Annotated in this window: 12 protein-coding genes; 1 reads left to right on the plus strand and 11 read right to left on the minus strand. The window is 71.5% G+C overall.

Features of this window, described 5'->3' with window-relative positions; genetic code table 11:
* Nucleotides 1-257: 257 nt before the first annotated feature.
* From GEV10_15945 to GEV10_15990, 10 genes are all read right to left on the minus strand, one after another.
* Nucleotides 258-1193 (minus strand): 1-acyl-sn-glycerol-3-phosphate acyltransferase, encoded by a 936-nt coding sequence (locus tag GEV10_15945; GenBank protein ID MQA79949.1) that lies wholly within the window; start codon nt 1191-1193, stop codon nt 258-260.
* 32 nt (nt 1194-1225) lie between these two features.
* Entirely contained in the window at nt 1226-2821 is a 1596-nt protein-coding gene (locus GEV10_15950) for a DUF2088 domain-containing protein (GenBank protein MQA79950.1), read from the minus strand.
* Nucleotides 2822-2867: 46 nt separating this feature from the next.
* Complete coding sequence (locus GEV10_15955; protein ID MQA79951.1) at nt 2868-4079, minus strand: alcohol dehydrogenase catalytic domain-containing protein; 1212 nt, start codon at nt 4077-4079, stop codon at nt 2868-2870.
* Entirely contained in the window at nt 4076-6346 is a 2271-nt protein-coding gene (locus GEV10_15960; protein ID MQA79952.1) for an HAD-IB family hydrolase, read from the minus strand. The genes GEV10_15955 and GEV10_15960 overlap by 4 nt, the downstream gene beginning before the upstream one ends.
* Before the next feature lie 266 nt (nt 6347-6612).
* Nucleotides 6613-8163 carry a hypothetical protein gene (locus tag GEV10_15965; protein ID MQA79953.1) on the minus strand — a complete coding sequence of 517 codons (1551 nt, stop codon included), beginning with the start codon at nt 8161-8163 and terminating at the stop codon, nt 6613-6615.
* 13 nt (nt 8164-8176) lie between these two features.
* Nucleotides 8177-8932, minus strand: a complete 756-nt coding sequence (locus GEV10_15970; protein ID MQA79954.1) for an SDR family oxidoreductase — start codon at nt 8930-8932, stop codon at nt 8177-8179.
* Nucleotides 8933-8978: 46 nt separating this feature from the next.
* A complete protein-coding gene (locus GEV10_15975; GenBank protein ID MQA79955.1) occupies nt 8979-9797 on the minus strand; it encodes a hypothetical protein in 819 nt (272 codons plus the stop codon).
* Between the two features lie 25 nt (nt 9798-9822).
* Nucleotides 9823-10674: an ABC transporter permease subunit gene (locus GEV10_15980; GenBank protein ID MQA79956.1), complete on the minus strand. Its 852-nt coding sequence runs from the start codon at nt 10672-10674 to the stop codon at nt 9823-9825.
* Complete coding sequence (locus GEV10_15985; protein MQA79957.1) at nt 10671-11540, minus strand: ABC transporter permease subunit; 870 nt, start codon at nt 11538-11540, stop codon at nt 10671-10673. The genes GEV10_15980 and GEV10_15985 overlap by 4 nt, the downstream gene beginning before the upstream one ends.
* On the minus strand, nt 11540-12934 hold the full coding sequence (locus GEV10_15990) for an extracellular solute-binding protein (protein ID MQA79958.1): 1395 nt from the start codon (nt 12932-12934) through the stop codon (nt 11540-11542). Before GEV10_15990 ends, GEV10_15985 begins: the two co-directional genes overlap by 1 nt.
* A 217-nt stretch (nt 12935-13151) precedes the next feature.
* On the opposite strand from GEV10_15990, the gene GEV10_15995 reads away from it, so the two are divergent.
* Nucleotides 13152-14144 (plus strand): hypothetical protein, encoded by a 993-nt coding sequence (locus GEV10_15995; GenBank protein MQA79959.1) that lies wholly within the window; start codon nt 13152-13154, stop codon nt 14142-14144.
* Here GEV10_15995 and GEV10_16000 read toward each other — a convergent pair.
* Nucleotides 14109-15494: an FAD-binding protein gene (locus GEV10_16000; protein MQA79960.1), complete on the minus strand. Its 1386-nt coding sequence runs from the start codon at nt 15492-15494 to the stop codon at nt 14109-14111. The two genes, GEV10_15995 and GEV10_16000, sit on opposite strands and share 36 nt — an antisense overlap.
* Between the last annotated feature and the right edge of the window lie 79 nt (nt 15495-15573).

Below are 15573 nucleotides of genomic sequence, written 5' to 3' on the forward strand. Positions count from 1 at the left end.
CAGGACGAACTTCAGCATGGCGACCTTCCTGTCGCTGCGGGGGCGCCCGACACCTGATGCTGAGACGCAGCATGACACTGTCGGGTTGACGCGCCGGGGCAACGCGCCGGCGATAAGCCTGTCGGCTCCGCACCGGTTCGTCAACACGTGTCACGCCGTGTCCGCGAACTGCGGGACGAAGGGTCCCACGCAGTCTTCGGTCACCCGCGCCGTCCCCCATGATCACCGTGCGTTCCGGCGTCCGGACGACAGGAGGCTCAGTCGATCCGGCGCTTCTTCGCCCACGCCCGGCGGCGGGGTGCCTCCGGCGGGGCGGTCTGCGCCCAGATGCGACGCCAGGGTGCGATGTCGGGACCCGACGGCGACGGGGTCGTGCCGGTCGCCGCCCGGCGCCTGGCCTCCCACCAGGTCGTGCGGTCCTCGTCGAGCAGCTCGGCCACGGCGTCGTTGACCCGCTTGCCGAACGCCCGCGGCTCCTCGCCAGCGCCGGGTACGAGGGCGCGGCCGTAGCGCACCCGGACGGGCGGCCGGCCCGGCACCGGCCAGCCGCGGCCACGCGGCATGGCGGCATAGGCGCCGCGCAACGCGATCGGCACGACCGGCACGTTGTGCTGCACGGCGAGGTAGGCGGCGCCGAGGCGGAAGCGTCCACCCCAACCGTCGGGCGACCTGGTGCCCTCGGGGAAGACGACGACGTTCCACCCCTCCTCGAGCACCGAGCCCGGCGTCGTGGCCAGCTGCCCGCCGCGACGCTCGATCGGGAACGTGTTGAAGACGATGGCCGAGCCGGTCGCGCGCCACCACGTGTCGAAGAAGTAGTCGGCGGCGGCGGCCACGGCCGTACGCCTGCGCCAGCGGTTCGGCAGGGTGCACAGCACGAGCGGGGTGTCGAGGTGGCTCGAGTGGTTGGCCACGAAGATCACCGGGGGTCGCAGGCCGTCGAGAACGTCGAGGCCGGAGACCCTGGGCTCCACCTCGAACCGCAGCAGCGGCCCCAGCCCGACGCGCTGCACGACGTCGCGCAACGCGATGCCCGCGGGCGAACGCGCCCAGCGGGTGGGGAACTCCCGCTTGCCCCGGTCCGGCGTGTGCGGCTCCGCCGACCTCGGCACCAGCGGCCGCCGCCCCCAGCGCCAGCCGCGCGCGAACAGCCGCACCTCCTTCGCGGTGCCGCGGACGAGCTCCGTGCCGATCCTGCGCCTGCTCATCGCCTACGCACCCGCTCTCATCGCACGTCGGCGATCGTGAACGGCGGGTGGTGCATGTAGGTGATCGACGGGGCGGACCCGACGGTGTCGCTCACCATCTCAAGCGCGTCCTGCAGGCTCGACGCCGCGCGGTGGCCCATCCGGCGTACGGCGCGCCGGTCGCCGCCGATCCAGACCACCTGGCCGACGTGGTCGAGCGCGTGCGCGATCCAGTACCACATGTAGAACGGGTGGACCCCGTGGTACGCGTACGACGTGCGGTACAGGTGGATGTACCACGGGTCGGTGGCGTACTGGTGCTCGAACTTCGCCTCGATGACCGCCGGGTCGGTCGACTCGGCGAGCACCTCCTCGAAGAAGTCGACGTAGCTCGGGTGGTGCAGCTGGCTGAACTCGTACGGCACCGGGTGGTAAAGGATGACCGCGCCGTCCTTACGGACCAGCGGCTTGCCCTTGTACGAGTTGAACATGTAGCCGAGCCCCATGCACGCGGCGAGGATGGGGTTCATCACCGAGTTCACGTTGTACGGGCAGATGTACGGCACACCGAGCACGAGGACGTCGGACTGCCCCTCGACCTCGGTCAGCTGCTGCCGGTACACCCGCTCGAGCGTGCGGTCGTGCACCGGCTCGACCGCGCCCGTCGTGATGCCGGTCAGCTCGTACGGCGCGCGCATGCCCTGGAAGATCTTGCGCTTCGCACCGGCCGGCGCGACCGCGAGTCCGCGGCGCGCGGCGAGCACCGTGCCCTGGTCGCGCAGCGACCACTCCCACTCGCGCCGGTTGAGGAAGTCGTACGGCTTCGGGAACGAGTGGCTGTTCAGCGTGGTCTCGATCTGGAAGACCTTGACCTGCTCGCCAATGAGGCGACCCATCCGCCAGGCGGACGAGTGCATCGCCGAGTTGTCCTTGTCCATGAATGAGCGCGAGTGCACCATCGTGTGGCTGTTGTGGTGGTGCCGCAGCGAGTTGTAGGACGCCAGACCGATCGCGACGGACTTGTGCCCGCCGTCCATCGGCACGATGTTGACGTTGACGTAGACGAGCAGGTCGGACTCGGCCGCCCGCTTGCTGATCTCGACGTCCTCGCCCTTCTCGGTGACCCCGAGGTGCTTGACGTTGTCGCGGTCCTCGGCGTCGAAGTTGTAGAGCCTGCCCTCGCGGAAGAACGACCGGAACACCCGCTCGCCGACGATGTGCCGCAGCTCGGCGGGCGTGAGCCTGCGGTGCAGCGCGTTGGCGGAGATGATCTCGACGTCGTCGACGCCAGCCGCGGCGGCCAGCTCGAGCACCTGCTCGAGCACGCGCTGCCTGATGTCCGGCTTGCGCATCGACGGGAGCGGCAGCGAGATGTCGTCGAACGCGATGGTGAGCTTCATGTCCGGCCGCAGCAGCGCCGGCAGCGGCTCGCTGTCGACCGGTTGCAGCAGGGCGTCGCGGATGGCGCCGTCGACGTCGGGGATGCCCGGCGTCATCTCGGGCGGGTAGACCACCCTGGTGCCGAGGGGGAACTCTTCGAGCCGGAACCCCTCGCCCTCGTGCACCACCATCGGTGGCGTGCGTTCGTCCACCTCGAGCACGAATCCCGGACGGGTCACTGCGCGTTCCTCCATTCGGAGAATGTCAGGGTGGCACGGTCGACGGATGTCAATGTGGGCGTCATGACCTGCTCCTGAGGTCGAAGGCGACCTTCACCGTACCGAGCCGGCCGGCGGACGACGCATGGTCGAGCGCCTCCCGCCACCTGTGCAGCGGGTAGGTGTCGCCGACGAGCCCGTCGAGCGGCGCGGCGGCGGCGAGGCGCATCGCGAGGTCGAACGCTCCCGCGCGGCCGCAGTCGACGGGCTCGGACCTGGCACTGGCGTACGTGCCCACGACCTCGAGCTCGCGGAACCACACGGGCGAGAGGTCGGCGCCGGCCGGCGGCATCGCGGACAGCACCACGCGGCCCCCGGCACGGACGGTGCGCAGCGCGGTGCGCAGCGACTCGGCCGAGCCCGCGGCGTCGATCGCGACGTCGACGCCGCCGAGGAGGTACGGCGCGTCGTGCTCGGGATCGAGACGCAGCGCGCGGGTCGCCCGGCGCACCCCGCCGATCACGTCGCTCGGCGCGAGGACGTCGGTCGCGCCGAACCGCTTCGCGAGCGCGCGCTGCAGCGGGTGCTTGGCGACCACGGTGAGCGTGCCGACGTTGGTGAGCTCGCGCAGGGCCAGCGTGGTCAGCAGGCCGACGGCACCCGAGCCCACCACCAGCACCGAACCGCCGTCGGGGACGTTGGCGCGCAACGCCGTGTGGACCGCGCAGGAGAGCGGCTCGACGAGCACGGCCCTGCGGTCCTCGATGGTGTCGGGCACCGGATGGAGCTGCGACCGGTGCGCGACGAGCTGGGCACCCCAGCCGCCGCCGGTGTCGGCGCAGTAGCCGGTCTGCAGACCGGGCGACACGTGTCCGACGGTGACCCGGTCGCAGCGGTTGGTGTTGCCCTGCGCGCAGGAGTCGCACGCCTCGACGCCGCGCGCGGCGCAGGTCAGCACCGGGTCGATGACGACCCGGGTGCCGGCCGGCAGGTCGCCGCAGGAGTCCTGCAGGTCGCCCACGATCTCGTGACCGGGGACGAACGGCATCGACACCAGCGCGGAGAAGTACAGGCTCGTCGAGCCGTAGAGCGCACCGAGGTCGGAGCCGCAGATGCCGGACAGCCGCGGGCGTACGCGCGCCCAACCGTCGCTCTTGGGCACCCGCGGCTCGTCCTTGGTGACGAGCCGCAGCGGGGTGAGCGGGCCGGCCGAGACCGCGGACAGCCGGCGCGTGACGACCTTGCTGGCGACGTATCTCGGCAGCGAGCGGTACAGCTCGAGGGCGAGCATCATGAGTGCCTCCCCGGGATGCTCAGCCGCGAGCTGGTCTTCGTAGGCGCGCCCCAGTCCTGCACCGGCCACCTGCTCCTGCGCGCCTCCCGCCACAACGGAACGTCGGGGCTCACGGCGACCGGGTTGCCGACCGCCTTGAGCAGCGGCAGGTCGGAGTGGCTGTCGGCGTAGGCGTACGACTGGGACAGGTCGATGCCGTTCTGGCCCGCGTACCAGTTGAGCCAGGCGGCGCGTGCCTCGCCGACGAGGGGCGGCGAGGCGAGGAACCCCGTGCAGCGACCCTCGGAGTCGACGCTGAGGTCGGCCGCGACGATCTCGTCGAACAGCGGGGCCAGCGGGCGCGTGAGCGGCCGGATGGCTCCGGTGATGAGGACGAGCCGGTGTCCGGCGGCCCGGTGCTCGCGGATGCGGCGCACGGCTCCCCCGGACAGCCGCTCCAGCACGTGGGCGGCGAGATGCTCGTCGACGAGCTCGTCGAGCTCCGCGAGCGACGCCCCCTCGTAGCGCCGGTAGACCGCGCGGAGGAACCCGCCGCGGTCGCGGCGTTCGGCCATCAGGTACGAGGGCAGCTTGCGCGCGAGTGCCCCGACCTCCTTCGCGCGCTGCAGCCCGGCGAGCTCGGGCAGCCGCAGCCACAGGTAGGTCTCGATGACGTTGGACGAGAGCAGCGTGCCGTCCATGTCGAAGGCGGCGACGACCGTCTCGCTCGGCACGAGCGTCTTGGTCTTGACGGCGGTGTTGCCGCGGCGGCGCCGTGCCGCGTCGAGCGCGCGCATCGGCTGCGTGACGCTCGCGCAGTGCACGTCGACCAGGTAGTGCTTCCAGTCGACGACCGAGGTGTCGAACGCGAACGTCTCGCGGTCCTGTTCCGACAGCGACTCGAAGAGCGCCATCGTGCGCTCGTCGCGGAACTCCAGCTCGCACTCGGCGTACGGCCGGTAGAGGTCCATGTACTTGCGCAGGAACTCCAGGCGCCGCTGCTGCCGGCCGAGGTCGCTCGCCATGCGGCGCACGCGGTCGGACCGCGGCAGCTTGGTGACCACCTTGTCGGCGAGCGACGTGACGCGTTCGCCGGTGCGCAGCAGCCGCTCGACGGCCTCGCCGCCCGGCCAGCTCCACGACGGCAGGCGCGGTACCCCGCGGCCGTCGGTGCCCTCGAACGGGTGTTGCTCGAAGTACGACCTGACGTGGGCGACGAGCTCGCGGAACGTCAGCGGGTTGCGCGATCCCGACGTGAGGTGGAAGTAGCCCGCGCCACCGTCGTCGGGTGGCGTGGCGATGACGGCGAGCATCGCGGCGACCACGTGGTCGATCGGCACGATGTCCATGACGCTGTCGGGGGACGCGGGGAACTCCGGCAGCTCGCCCTTGCCGTACGCGAGGATGAGCGGCTCCGCCATCTTGAAGCCCTCGATCCAGCCGGGGTACGGCCGGACGTAGGCGCTCTCGATGATCGACGGCCGGAAGATCGTGACGGGGAAGTCGGCGACGTGCTCCTCGACGACGCGCTCGCCCATCGCCTTGGTGAACGTGTAGACGTCGGTCCAGCCGAGCGATCTCGCGCGCTCGCGACCAGCCTCCTTGAGCTGCTCGGTCACCCACTCCTTGCGCCGCCGCTCGGCGTCGCCGGCGGCGGTCAGCGGCCCGGCGCGGTGGTGCTCCTTCTCGGCCTCGCGGCGGAGCCGAGCGAGCGTGCCCGCGGCGCGGGACGCCTCCTCGATGCGCTCGCGCAGCCGGCCGGCGTACGCCATCTCCGTGCGCCAGTCGACGTCGTGCCCGACCGACGTCTCGGGGATCGCACCGCGCCTGCGACCGGCGACGTACGCCGTCGACACGTGCACGTAGTGCGGGCGGCTGCCGCTCGCCTTGACCTTGTCGAGCAGGCCGAGCGTGCCCTGCACGTTGGTGGTGAACGCCTCTTCGATCGTGGGGTCGAACGAGACGTCACCGGCGCAGTGGACGACGGCGTCGAGGTCGGACGGCAGGTCGGGGATCGCGGCGAGGTCACCCTCGATCACCTCGATCCGCTCGTCGATCACGGCGGTGAGGTCGCCGCCGTGCTGCTCGCGCAGCGCGCCGAACGCCGGCTTGCCGAGCAGCTGCTCGATGCGGCGCCGGCCGCTGGTGGTGCCCTTCGGGCGCACCAGGACGACGAGGTTGGTGTCGGGGAGGTCCTCGAGGATCCGCTGGCACAGCGCCTCACCCACGAAGCCCGTGGCGCCCGTCAGCAAGATGCGCTTTCCAGCGAGACGCTCTCGCAGCGACAACCCTGCCCCCTCCGAATGTGTGTGGCCGGGACGGCCGGCCGGTATCCGGACATACAACCAGCAGCACCGGGCGGCGAGCCACTTGGGCGGGGTTCGTCGCCGACTGTACCGACGACCCTACGCACGGTCAGACCGCAGCTCACTCGCGGACGTCACGCCGTCCACATCACCCACCTCACATGGCACTACCGGCGACGAACCGGGACATAGGTGGCATTCGACCAGGTAGTGCCATGTGAGGTGGCGGAGGAACCGGTAGTGCCATGTCAGGTGTCGGGCGCATCGGACGCCAGGTCGGTCAGGGCGTCGCCGATGCCGGCGGCGCGCAGGGCGTCGATCGCGCGGCGGTAGACGTCGGCGTAGCGCTCGTACGACGCCACCGCGGCGGGGTCGGGCTCGAAGGTCTCGCCCGGCGAGACGAGCGTCGCGATGCCCTCGGTAAAGTCCGCGACCGCGCCGACGGCGACGGCGGAGCAGACGGCGGCGCCGATGACGGACGCGTCGGGCTGGCGGGTGCGCACGACCGGCACGCCGAAGACGTCGGCCTCGATCTGGCACCACGCGTCGGCCTTGGCCGCGCCGCCCCAGGCGCGCACCTCGGCGACGTCGTCGACGACCTCGCGGACGGCGTCGAGGATGATCCGCTGCTCGAACGTGATGCCCTCGACGAACGCACGGATCAGCGCGCCACGGTCGTGCTCCAGCCGCAGGCCGAGGATCATGCCGGGGAACCCGCCGTCGTTGTACGGCGCGCCGAGTCCCGCCCAGGCCGGGATCACGACGATGCCGCGCGACCCGCCGACGCCGGTCGGCATCTCGTCGATGAGCAGGGAGTACGCGTCGCGGTGCGCACGCTGCTGCAGCACCGACTCGAGGTCGCCGAGCTGGTCCTTGAACCAGCGGAACGTGCCGCCGGACGCACGGCCGAGACCCTCGAGCTCCCAGTGGCCGGGCACGACATGCGCGAGGCAGCTCAGCCGGCGCCGGGGGTCGAGGCGGGGCGCGGGCGCCACCGCGACGCAGTGCCCGCCGGTGCCGATGCCGACGGCGACCACGCCCTCGGTCGCGCCGACGCCGAGGGCGCCGAGCTGCAGGTCGCCGCCGCCCAGCACGATCGGCAGCCCCTCGCGCAGCCCGGTGGACGCCGCGGCGTCCGCGGAGACCGCGCCGACGATCGTCCCCGACTCCACGACCTCGGGCAGCAGCGAGACGGGCACGCCGAGCTCGGCCGCGAGGTCGTCGTGCCACCGGCGCCGGCGGACGTCGAGCAGGCCGAGGTACGAGGCCTCGGACGGGGAGACGAGGTGGTCGCGAACGCCCAGCTGGTGCAGCAGCAGGGTCTGGTGGGCAGCGAAGCACGACAGGTCACCGCGCAGGTCGTCGCGCTCGTCCTGCAGCCACCGGATCTTCGACAGCGACGCGACCGGGTCGATCGCCATACCGGTCATCGCGTAGTACGCCTCCGCGCCGACCAGTCGCTCCAGCTCGTCGCAGTACGCGGTGCCGCGCCGGTCCTGCCAGCCCAGGTACGGCGCGAGCGCGTTGCCGCACCCGTCGACCGGCACCACGGTCGCCCGCTGCGACGAGCAGGCGATCGACACCACCCGGCTCGCGTCGACCCGCGTGAGCACTTCGGCGATCGCCTCGCACTCCGCCGCCCACAGCGCGTCGACCGACTGCTCCACCCGGCCCGGCCCGGGGTACTCGCACGGGTAGCCGCGGTACGCGGCGGCGACCACCGCGCCCGCCCGGTCGACCACCCCAACCTTGGTGCCGGTCGTCCCCGCGTCGACCGCGACGAAGAGCTCGTCGGACATTCCCCACAACCTCCTACATCAGCGACGCCTGCTGGCCGGTCGCCTCGATGACCTGCCCGGTGACGTACGCGGCCGCGTCGGACAGCAGGAACACCACCGTCGGCACGACGTCCTCGGGCTGCGCGACCCGGCCGAGCACGTTGTCCTCGCGCTTCGCGATCGTGCGGCTGCGCTCGGGCTCGGGCATGTTCTCCAGCAACGCGGTCCACGCCGCGGGCGCGACCGCGTTGACGTTGACGTGGTATGGCGCCATCTCGATCGCCATGGTCAGCGTGAAGCCGGCGATGCCCGCCTTGCACGCGGAGTACGCGCTCTCGCCGTACTTGCCGCGCAGGCCGGAGCGGGAGGTGATGTTGACGACCTTGCCGTAGCGCTGCTCCTTCATCATCCGGGCCGCGTGCTTGGCGAGCAGGATCGGGCCGACGAGGTTGACGGTGACCGAGCGGACGACGTGCTCCTCGGCGAGGTCGACGAGCGGGGTGTCGCCGCCGATCCCCGCGTTGTTGACGAGCAGGTGGAGCCCGCCGAACGACCGCTCGGCGCAGGCCACGATCTCGCGCGCCGCGTCGTCGGTGCCCACGCCCACCGGGCAGGGCTCCGCGCGTCCCCCGTGCGCGCGGATGCCCGCTGCCACGTCCCGCGCCCCCGCTCCGTCGACGTCGTCCACCACGACGGCCGCACCGGCCGACGCCAGACCGAAGGCGATGGCCCGGCCGATGCCCGTGGCGGCACCCGTGACGACCGCGACCCTGCCTTCGAGCGCTTCCACGCCTCGCTCCCCTCCCCCGGTTGACAGCACGGACGGATCTTCCGACTCAGTCACTCAGCACGACCTCGACGAGGTCGGCGAGGGCGCGGTCGGGGTCGTCGGCCTGGAAGACGTTGCGCCCGTAGACGATGCCCTGCGCCCCGGAGAGGACGACGTCCGCCGCCTCCGCCCTGACCTCGTGGAACGGCCGCCGCGACCCGCCGAGGACGAGCACGGGCACCGCGACGTCCGCGACGATCCGCGACAGCTCCTCGCCCGACCCCGGGTACTCGATCTTCAGCATGTCGGCGCCGAGCTCCGCGGCGACGCGGGCGGCGAAGGCGACGTGCCCGGGGTCCCGTTCGGTGCCCACGGCCTCTGGCCCGCGCACCATCGCCTCGACGAGCACCGGCATGCCGTGCGCGTGTGCGCGGTGGATGTACCTCGCCACCCTTTCGACGTCGTCGGCCTCGACCTGGGGGTCCATCGCCCCGACCAGGAGGTAGACGTGACAGCCGTCTGCGCCGAGCACGCTCGCCGTCTGCGGGTCGACCACCGACCGGTAGGTGCCCTCGGCGTAGTCCTGGGCGAGCCCGGCCGCCTCCTCGCTGCGCCACAGGTTCGTCCACCCGGCCGTGAGCCAGACGCCGGGGCCGCCCGGTGCGGCGAGCTGATCGGCGCACTCGCGCAGCTGCCCAGGGCTGAGGATGAGCCCGGTGACGCCCGCCCTGATCGCGCGCTCGACCAGCCCGATCCGTGTCTTGACCCCGGCCAGGCCGGCGACCCGTCCCATCAGCATGCCGTGGCTGAGCGCGATCACCAGGCTGCGGCCGGTGCCCGGGTGCCGGAACCTCGCCAACCGCCGCCGTACACCGAGATCGCTCATGCCGCACTTCTCCTCAACCGCATCGTCATTTCACCGCACCGAAGCTCAGACCGGTGACCAGCTGGCGCTGGAACAACCACACCACGACGAACGCCGGGACGAGGAGCACGACCGAACCGGCGGCCAGCTGGTTCACCTCGTCCGCCGCGTACCCGAGGAAGTTGTACAGTCCCACGGGCCCCGTGACCGCCCTGTTGTCGGTCACGATCAGGGCCAGGAAGAACTCGTTCCACGACAGCAGGAACGCGAGGACCGCGGCGCCCACGATGCCGGGGCGCGCCAGCGGCAGAGCGACCCTCGCGAACGCCCCCGCGGCCGAGCAGCCGTCCAGCATCGCGGCCTGCTCGATCTCGGCCGGCACCGTACGGAACGTCTCCATCAGCATCCACGCGACGATCGCCACCACCATCGACGAGTGCAGGATGATGACGCCAGCGACGGTGTCGACCAGGCCGACCTTCCGGAACAGGATGAAGAAGGGCAGGGCGACCGCCAGCGGCGGGGCCATCCGGGTCGAGAGCACCCAGAACTCGTAGTGCCGTTGGTGCCGTGAGGGCCAGCGCACCAGGGCGTACGCGGCGGGGATGCCGACCGCCAGGGCGAGCGCGACCGTGCCCACCGCGGCCATCAGGCTGTTCACCAGGTTGGCGACCAGCCCCGACTCCAGGATCACCGCCGCGTACGCCTCGACGGTCGGGTCGAGGAACCAGGTCCAGACCGGCGGGCTGGCCGTCGCGTCGAGGTTGGTCTGCATCGACATCTGCAGCAGCCAGTAGATCGGCGCGACGCTCCACACGAGCCACCCGGCGAGCAGGACGCGGCCCGCGACCGCCCAGCCACCGAGCCGGCGCCGCCTCGCCCGCGATGCGGACGTCATCGCGCGTCCCGCACCCGGTAGAGGGAGCCGACGAGCACGCGTCCGACCACCATCGCGAGGACGAGCAGCAGGATCGCGGACGCGGCGCCCTTGCCGAACTGCAGGTTGGTGATCGCCTGCCGGTACGACAGCAGGTTGAGCGTGACGGTGGCGTCACCCGGGCCGCCCGAGGTGAGCACCGCGATCGAGTCGAACGTCTTCAGCGCGTCGATCGTGCGGAACAGCAGTGCGAGCCCGAGGTACGGGAGCAGCATCGGCAGCGTGACGTGGCGGAACATCGACAGTCCTCGCGCGCCGTCGACCTCCGCGGCCTCGCGCACCTCGGCGGGGATCGCGACGACCCCGCCGTAGAGGATCACCATGACGAACGGCGTCCACTGCCAGACGTCGACGACGAGCAGCGAGACCACTGCCGTCGTGGGGTGACCGAGCCACGGCACCGGCGCGATCCCGGCGAGCCCGAGCAGGTGGTCGACCACCCCGTACGACGGGTTGAGCATGATCCGCCAGGAGTAGAACACCGCGACGGGCGTGCCGGCCAGCGGCAGGAGCAGCAGGGCGCGCAGCAGGTGCTGTGCGCGGCGCAGCGTCGCGAGCGTCATCGCGAGGGCGAGGCCGACGACCACCTCGATCGACACGGCGAAGAACGTGAAGAGGACGGTCAGGCGCAGCGCCCGCCAGAACGCCGGGTCGCCGACGAGCGCGACGAAGTTCGCCATACCGACGAAGTCCGACGTTCCCGCTGTGGGCGTCGTGTCGGTGAGCGACAGGTAGAGGCCGTACAGGAAGGGCGTGAGCGTGACGATAGCGAGGAGCGCGGTCATCGGGCCGAGGAACACCGCCCGGTAGCCGCGCTGCGGAGTCATCAGCCGTCACCGAGGACCTTCTCGGCCCGACGTTGTGCGCGTCTCATCGCGTCGCGTGCGGTGGCTCCACCCGCGATCACCGAACTCATGGCCGAGGCGAAGAGCGTGCCGACCTCCGGCCACTTCGGATGCAGGTAGAACGCGTCGTACGGCTTGGAGTCCGCCTTGCCGAACATGGCGAGCACGACGTCGGCCGCGTGCGCCGGATACCGCTTGCGGAACGAATCGGCCCGCCAGACCGACCGGCGCGGCACGGAGACCCCCGCGCCGGCGAGCAGCGCGGCGGTGGGCGGGCTGGTCGCCCACTGCAGGAAGAGCCACGCCGCCGTCTTCTTCTTGGAGCGGCGGTTCATCCCGAGCACCCAGTGCCAGAAGTTCGGCCGCAGCTCACCGTCCAGGGCAGGGAAGGGTGCCGCGCGCACCTCGTCCGCCTCACGGCTGCTCTCCGGGTCCATGTACTCGGCCCCGAAGACGGACGACTCGATGACCATCGCCGCCTTGCGTCCCTCGAAGGCCTGGTTGACCTGCTGCCAGTCCCAGGCGGCCGCGCCTGGCGGTCCCGCGTCACGCAGCAGTGACGCGTAGGAGTCGACCGCGGTGATCGACTCCGGACTGTCGAAGGCGGGCCTACCCGAGGGGTCGATGACGTATCCGCCGTGCGCGAAGACGAAGCCCTGGCAGGTCCACGCCATCGTCGCCTCCGCCTTGCCGCGCATCGCAATGCCGGCGATGCCGTCGCCCTTCGCCTCCTTCGCCGCGGCGGCGAGCGCGGCGAAGGAGGCGAGGTCTTCCCCGACGAGGTCGGACCGGTAGAAGACGGTCTGCACCTCGGCGGTGATCGGCACCGCGTAGTCCCTGCCGTCCGACCACTCGACGAACGACCGGGCCGAGTCGAAGAGGTCGTCACCGGCGTAGAAGGCACGGTCAGTCAGGTCGCGGTCGTCCTGGTACGACCGCAGCGGCTCGATCCACCTGCTCGCGACGTACTGCGGGTACGACGGGATGAAGAACACGTCGGGAGTGGGGCTGCCGCCGCCGAGCTGGACCGGCAGCTTCGTCGTGAAGTCGGACTCGCCCGACACCTGCAGTTCGACGCTGATCCCTGTCAGGGCCTCGAACACGGGGAGGTGACCTCTGACGCCCTGCAGCCACGGATGCTGCTGCGCTCCGAACACCAGGGACGCGCCGGTCTGCTGCTCCCAGTCGAGGTCCGCCTCGCGCCAGGGCGCGAGGTCGTCGTCGGAGACCTCTGCCCCATCCCTGCCCGCGCCGCCGCCCACACCGCAGCCGGCGAGCAGCGCGGCCGCCGCCGCGAGTCCGGTCGCCTTGGCGCCTGACTCCAGCAACGCGCGCCTCGACGGTCGCCAGCTCCGCGCCGATGTCCGCTGACTCATCGATGCGCACCTCTCCCACCTTTGGGAGGACGTCGTACTGGGTAGATGCCCTCATGGGGCCTTACACCGACCTGCCCCCGCACGGCGGGTCGATCGTGCCCGACGCTAGTCCGCGGCGCGCATCGGGTCAATATTCAGGGGACTGCTTTCTCTCGAAGGCTCGCCCTTCTGCCCGGTACCGTCCACGCAGCGTCATCCAGACCGGTATCTTTCCGTCATGCGCAACAAGGTGGCCGGCCGGCCGGACCCCCCGGCCGACATGCGGTCGAAGAACCTCAGGTCCGTCCAGCTCCTCGCCCAGGACATGCTCGGCAGGGCCGCCGGCAGCCGGATACCGACGACCATCGAGTACCAGAAGCAGCTCGGGGTGGGCTCCGGCACGGTCCAGAAGGCGATGGCGATCCTGGAGAACAGCGGCGCCGTCACGCTGTCACGGCACGGTCACCTGGGCACCAGGCTCCTCGAGCAGGACGAGGGCGTGCTCTGGAGCGTGTCGGGTCGCGGCCAGGTCCGGCTGGTCCTGCACCCGCCGGGAGCGATCGACGGCTTCGGGTTGCTCCAGGGCCTGCACACGGAGTTCGACAAGCTGAGCGTGCCGCTCGACGTGCGCTACCTGCAGGGAGGCGAGGCGCGCGCCGAGCTCGTCACCGACGGCACCGTCGACCTCGCCGTGCTGTCGGCCAGCGCGGCCGGCTCGCTGCGCCGTCCACTGCGCCGCAAGCTGCGCACCGTCGAGCTCGGTGCCGGCATCTACTACGCGCCCGGCTCGCTCAGCGTCGTGCGCCGCGCCTCGGGACCGAAGCGTCCGCGCAGGCTCCGGGTGGCGATCGACCGCGCATCGCACGACCACCACGTGCTGACGGAGGCCGAGTTCCCGCCCGGACCCAAGCACGCCTACGTCGACTGTCCCTATCCCGAGGTGCTCACCGCGCTGCTCGAGAACCGCATCGACGCCGGCGTGTGGCACAACACGCTGCTGCCCGTTCCGCTCGCGGCGATGGGTCTCACCGTCACGCCGCTCACCTCCGCGCAGGTCGGCGGGGTGATCGACTCGGTGTCCGAGGCCGTGCTGCTGCTGCGTCGCGACGACCACGCACTCGGGCACCTGGTCGAGCGTATCGACGTGTCGGTGCTGGTCGCCGCGCAGAGCACGCTGCTGGGGATGGACCCCGCCTCACCCGAGCTGCACACCCAGGTCTGGATGCGCTGAGCGCCCTTCACCGGCGAGCAGGCGCGCCCGCAGCAGCCCGTCGGGGTCCCACGCGTCCTTGAGCGAACGGTGGACGCGTGCGTCGTCGCTTCCCCGGTACCAGTCCGCGCGCACCGCACCGATGCCGTGGTGGTGCCCGACGGTGCCGCCGTGCCGCTCGACGCTGCGCAGCACGAGATCCCACGCGTCGCGCAGGCGGGCCAGCACCGCGCTGTCGCCGGCCTCGTCGCTCAGCCACAGCAGGCTGTAGAAGCACACGCCCGTCTCGTACGCGTGCGACAGGTGCAGGAAGTAGCGATCGGCGCTGCCGGAGAACGTCTCGTCGAGCTCGCGCGCACAGGCCGGCGCGCTCGACCACGGCACCGACGCCTCGACCGTGTCGAACGCCCTGCCCACGGCACGGTTGCGGTCCTCCATCATGCTGTCGACCGCGTACCGCTCCTCGAACCAGCGAGACGCGGCGTCGTCGGGGAGGCGGACACCGTCGAGCTCCCGCAGCCGCTCCACGATCGCCGCGCACTGCGCGTCGACGAGTGACGCCGGCCCGACGGTGGTGGCGATGAGTAGGCAGCCGCCCACCGACCGATCACCCAGGATGTGCGCGCTCTCGGCGAGATTGTGACCACGCAGCATGGCGACCGGGTAGCCACCCTGCACGAGCTCCCGCTGCGCGGTGATCAGCGCACCGAGATCGGCGAACGAGAAGCAGACGACGCGTTCCGGCAGGCGGCGGTACACGCGCAACGTGACCTCGCCGACGACGCCCAGGCTGCCTTCACTGCCGACGAACGCCGCGAGGCCGTCGAGCCCTCCCGCCGGTCGGACCCGCGGTCCGAACTCGAGCACCTCCCCGGACGGGACGACGATGCGCGCACCGATGATCGACCGTTCGACACCGCCGTACATCGCCGACGACGATCCGCACGCACGCGTGCCCACCCAGCCACCGACGGTCGAGAGGTGGAGCGACTGCGGGTACTGCCCGAGGGTGAACCCCTGCTCCGCGAGCCGGCTCTCGAGCGCTCCCCCCAGCATGCCCGCACCGACCCGCACCTGCTGGGACACCGGATCGAGGGCGAGCACCCCGGTGAGGAGCTCGGTCGACAGCGCGACGTCCGCGTCGGTGTCGAGTGCTCCCACGACGTTGCTGCGCGCGCCCACCACCGTGTACGACCTGCGCGCCGCCGCGAGCGCCTTTACCACGCTCACGAGCTCGTCGAACGACCTGGGGCGATGGACGTCGACCGTCCGGGTCGGACGACCCGCGGCCCGCGCCTTGATCCTCGAGGGCGTCGCATCCATCAGCGCGATGACCTCTCCCGCGCCCTCGGCCGCTACCGCTCGAGTCATCGGCACTCCGCTCTACACATCAGTAGTCAGGATACTGATCGTTCAACGTTGAACGTCAACCCTTCGCGGCATGGCCTCT

The organism is Streptosporangiales bacterium (assembly GCA_009379955.1).
Classification (GTDB): domain Bacteria; phylum Actinomycetota; class Actinomycetes; order Streptosporangiales; family WHST01; genus WHST01.

Excerpts from the sequence above, each read along its gene's own strand:
- GEV10_15950 (MQA79950.1), bottom strand. The coding sequence starts at position 2,821 with ATGGAGGAACGCGCAGTGACCCGTCCGGGATTCGTGCTCGAGGTGGAC.
- GEV10_15955 (MQA79951.1), bottom strand. The coding sequence starts at position 4,079 with ATGATGCTCGCCCTCGAGCTGTACCGCTCGCTGCCGAGATACGTCGCC.
- GEV10_15965 (MQA79953.1), bottom strand. The coding sequence starts at position 8,163 with ATGTCCGACGAGCTCTTCGTCGCGGTCGACGCGGGGACGACCGGCACC.
- GEV10_15975 (MQA79955.1), bottom strand. The coding sequence starts at position 9,797 with ATGAGCGATCTCGGTGTACGGCGGCGGTTGGCGAGGTTCCGGCACCCG.
- GEV10_15980 (MQA79956.1), bottom strand. The coding sequence starts at position 10,674 with ATGACGTCCGCATCGCGGGCGAGGCGGCGCCGGCTCGGTGGCTGGGCG.
- GEV10_15985 (MQA79957.1), bottom strand. The coding sequence starts at position 11,540 with ATGACTCCGCAGCGCGGCTACCGGGCGGTGTTCCTCGGCCCGATGACC.
- GEV10_15990 (MQA79958.1), bottom strand. The coding sequence starts at position 12,934 with ATGAGTCAGCGGACATCGGCGCGGAGCTGGCGACCGTCGAGGCGCGCG.
- GEV10_15995 (MQA79959.1), top strand. The coding sequence starts at position 13,152 with ATGCGCAACAAGGTGGCCGGCCGGCCGGACCCCCCGGCCGACATGCGG.
- GEV10_16000 (MQA79960.1), bottom strand. The coding sequence starts at position 15,494 with ATGACTCGAGCGGTAGCGGCCGAGGGCGCGGGAGAGGTCATCGCGCTG.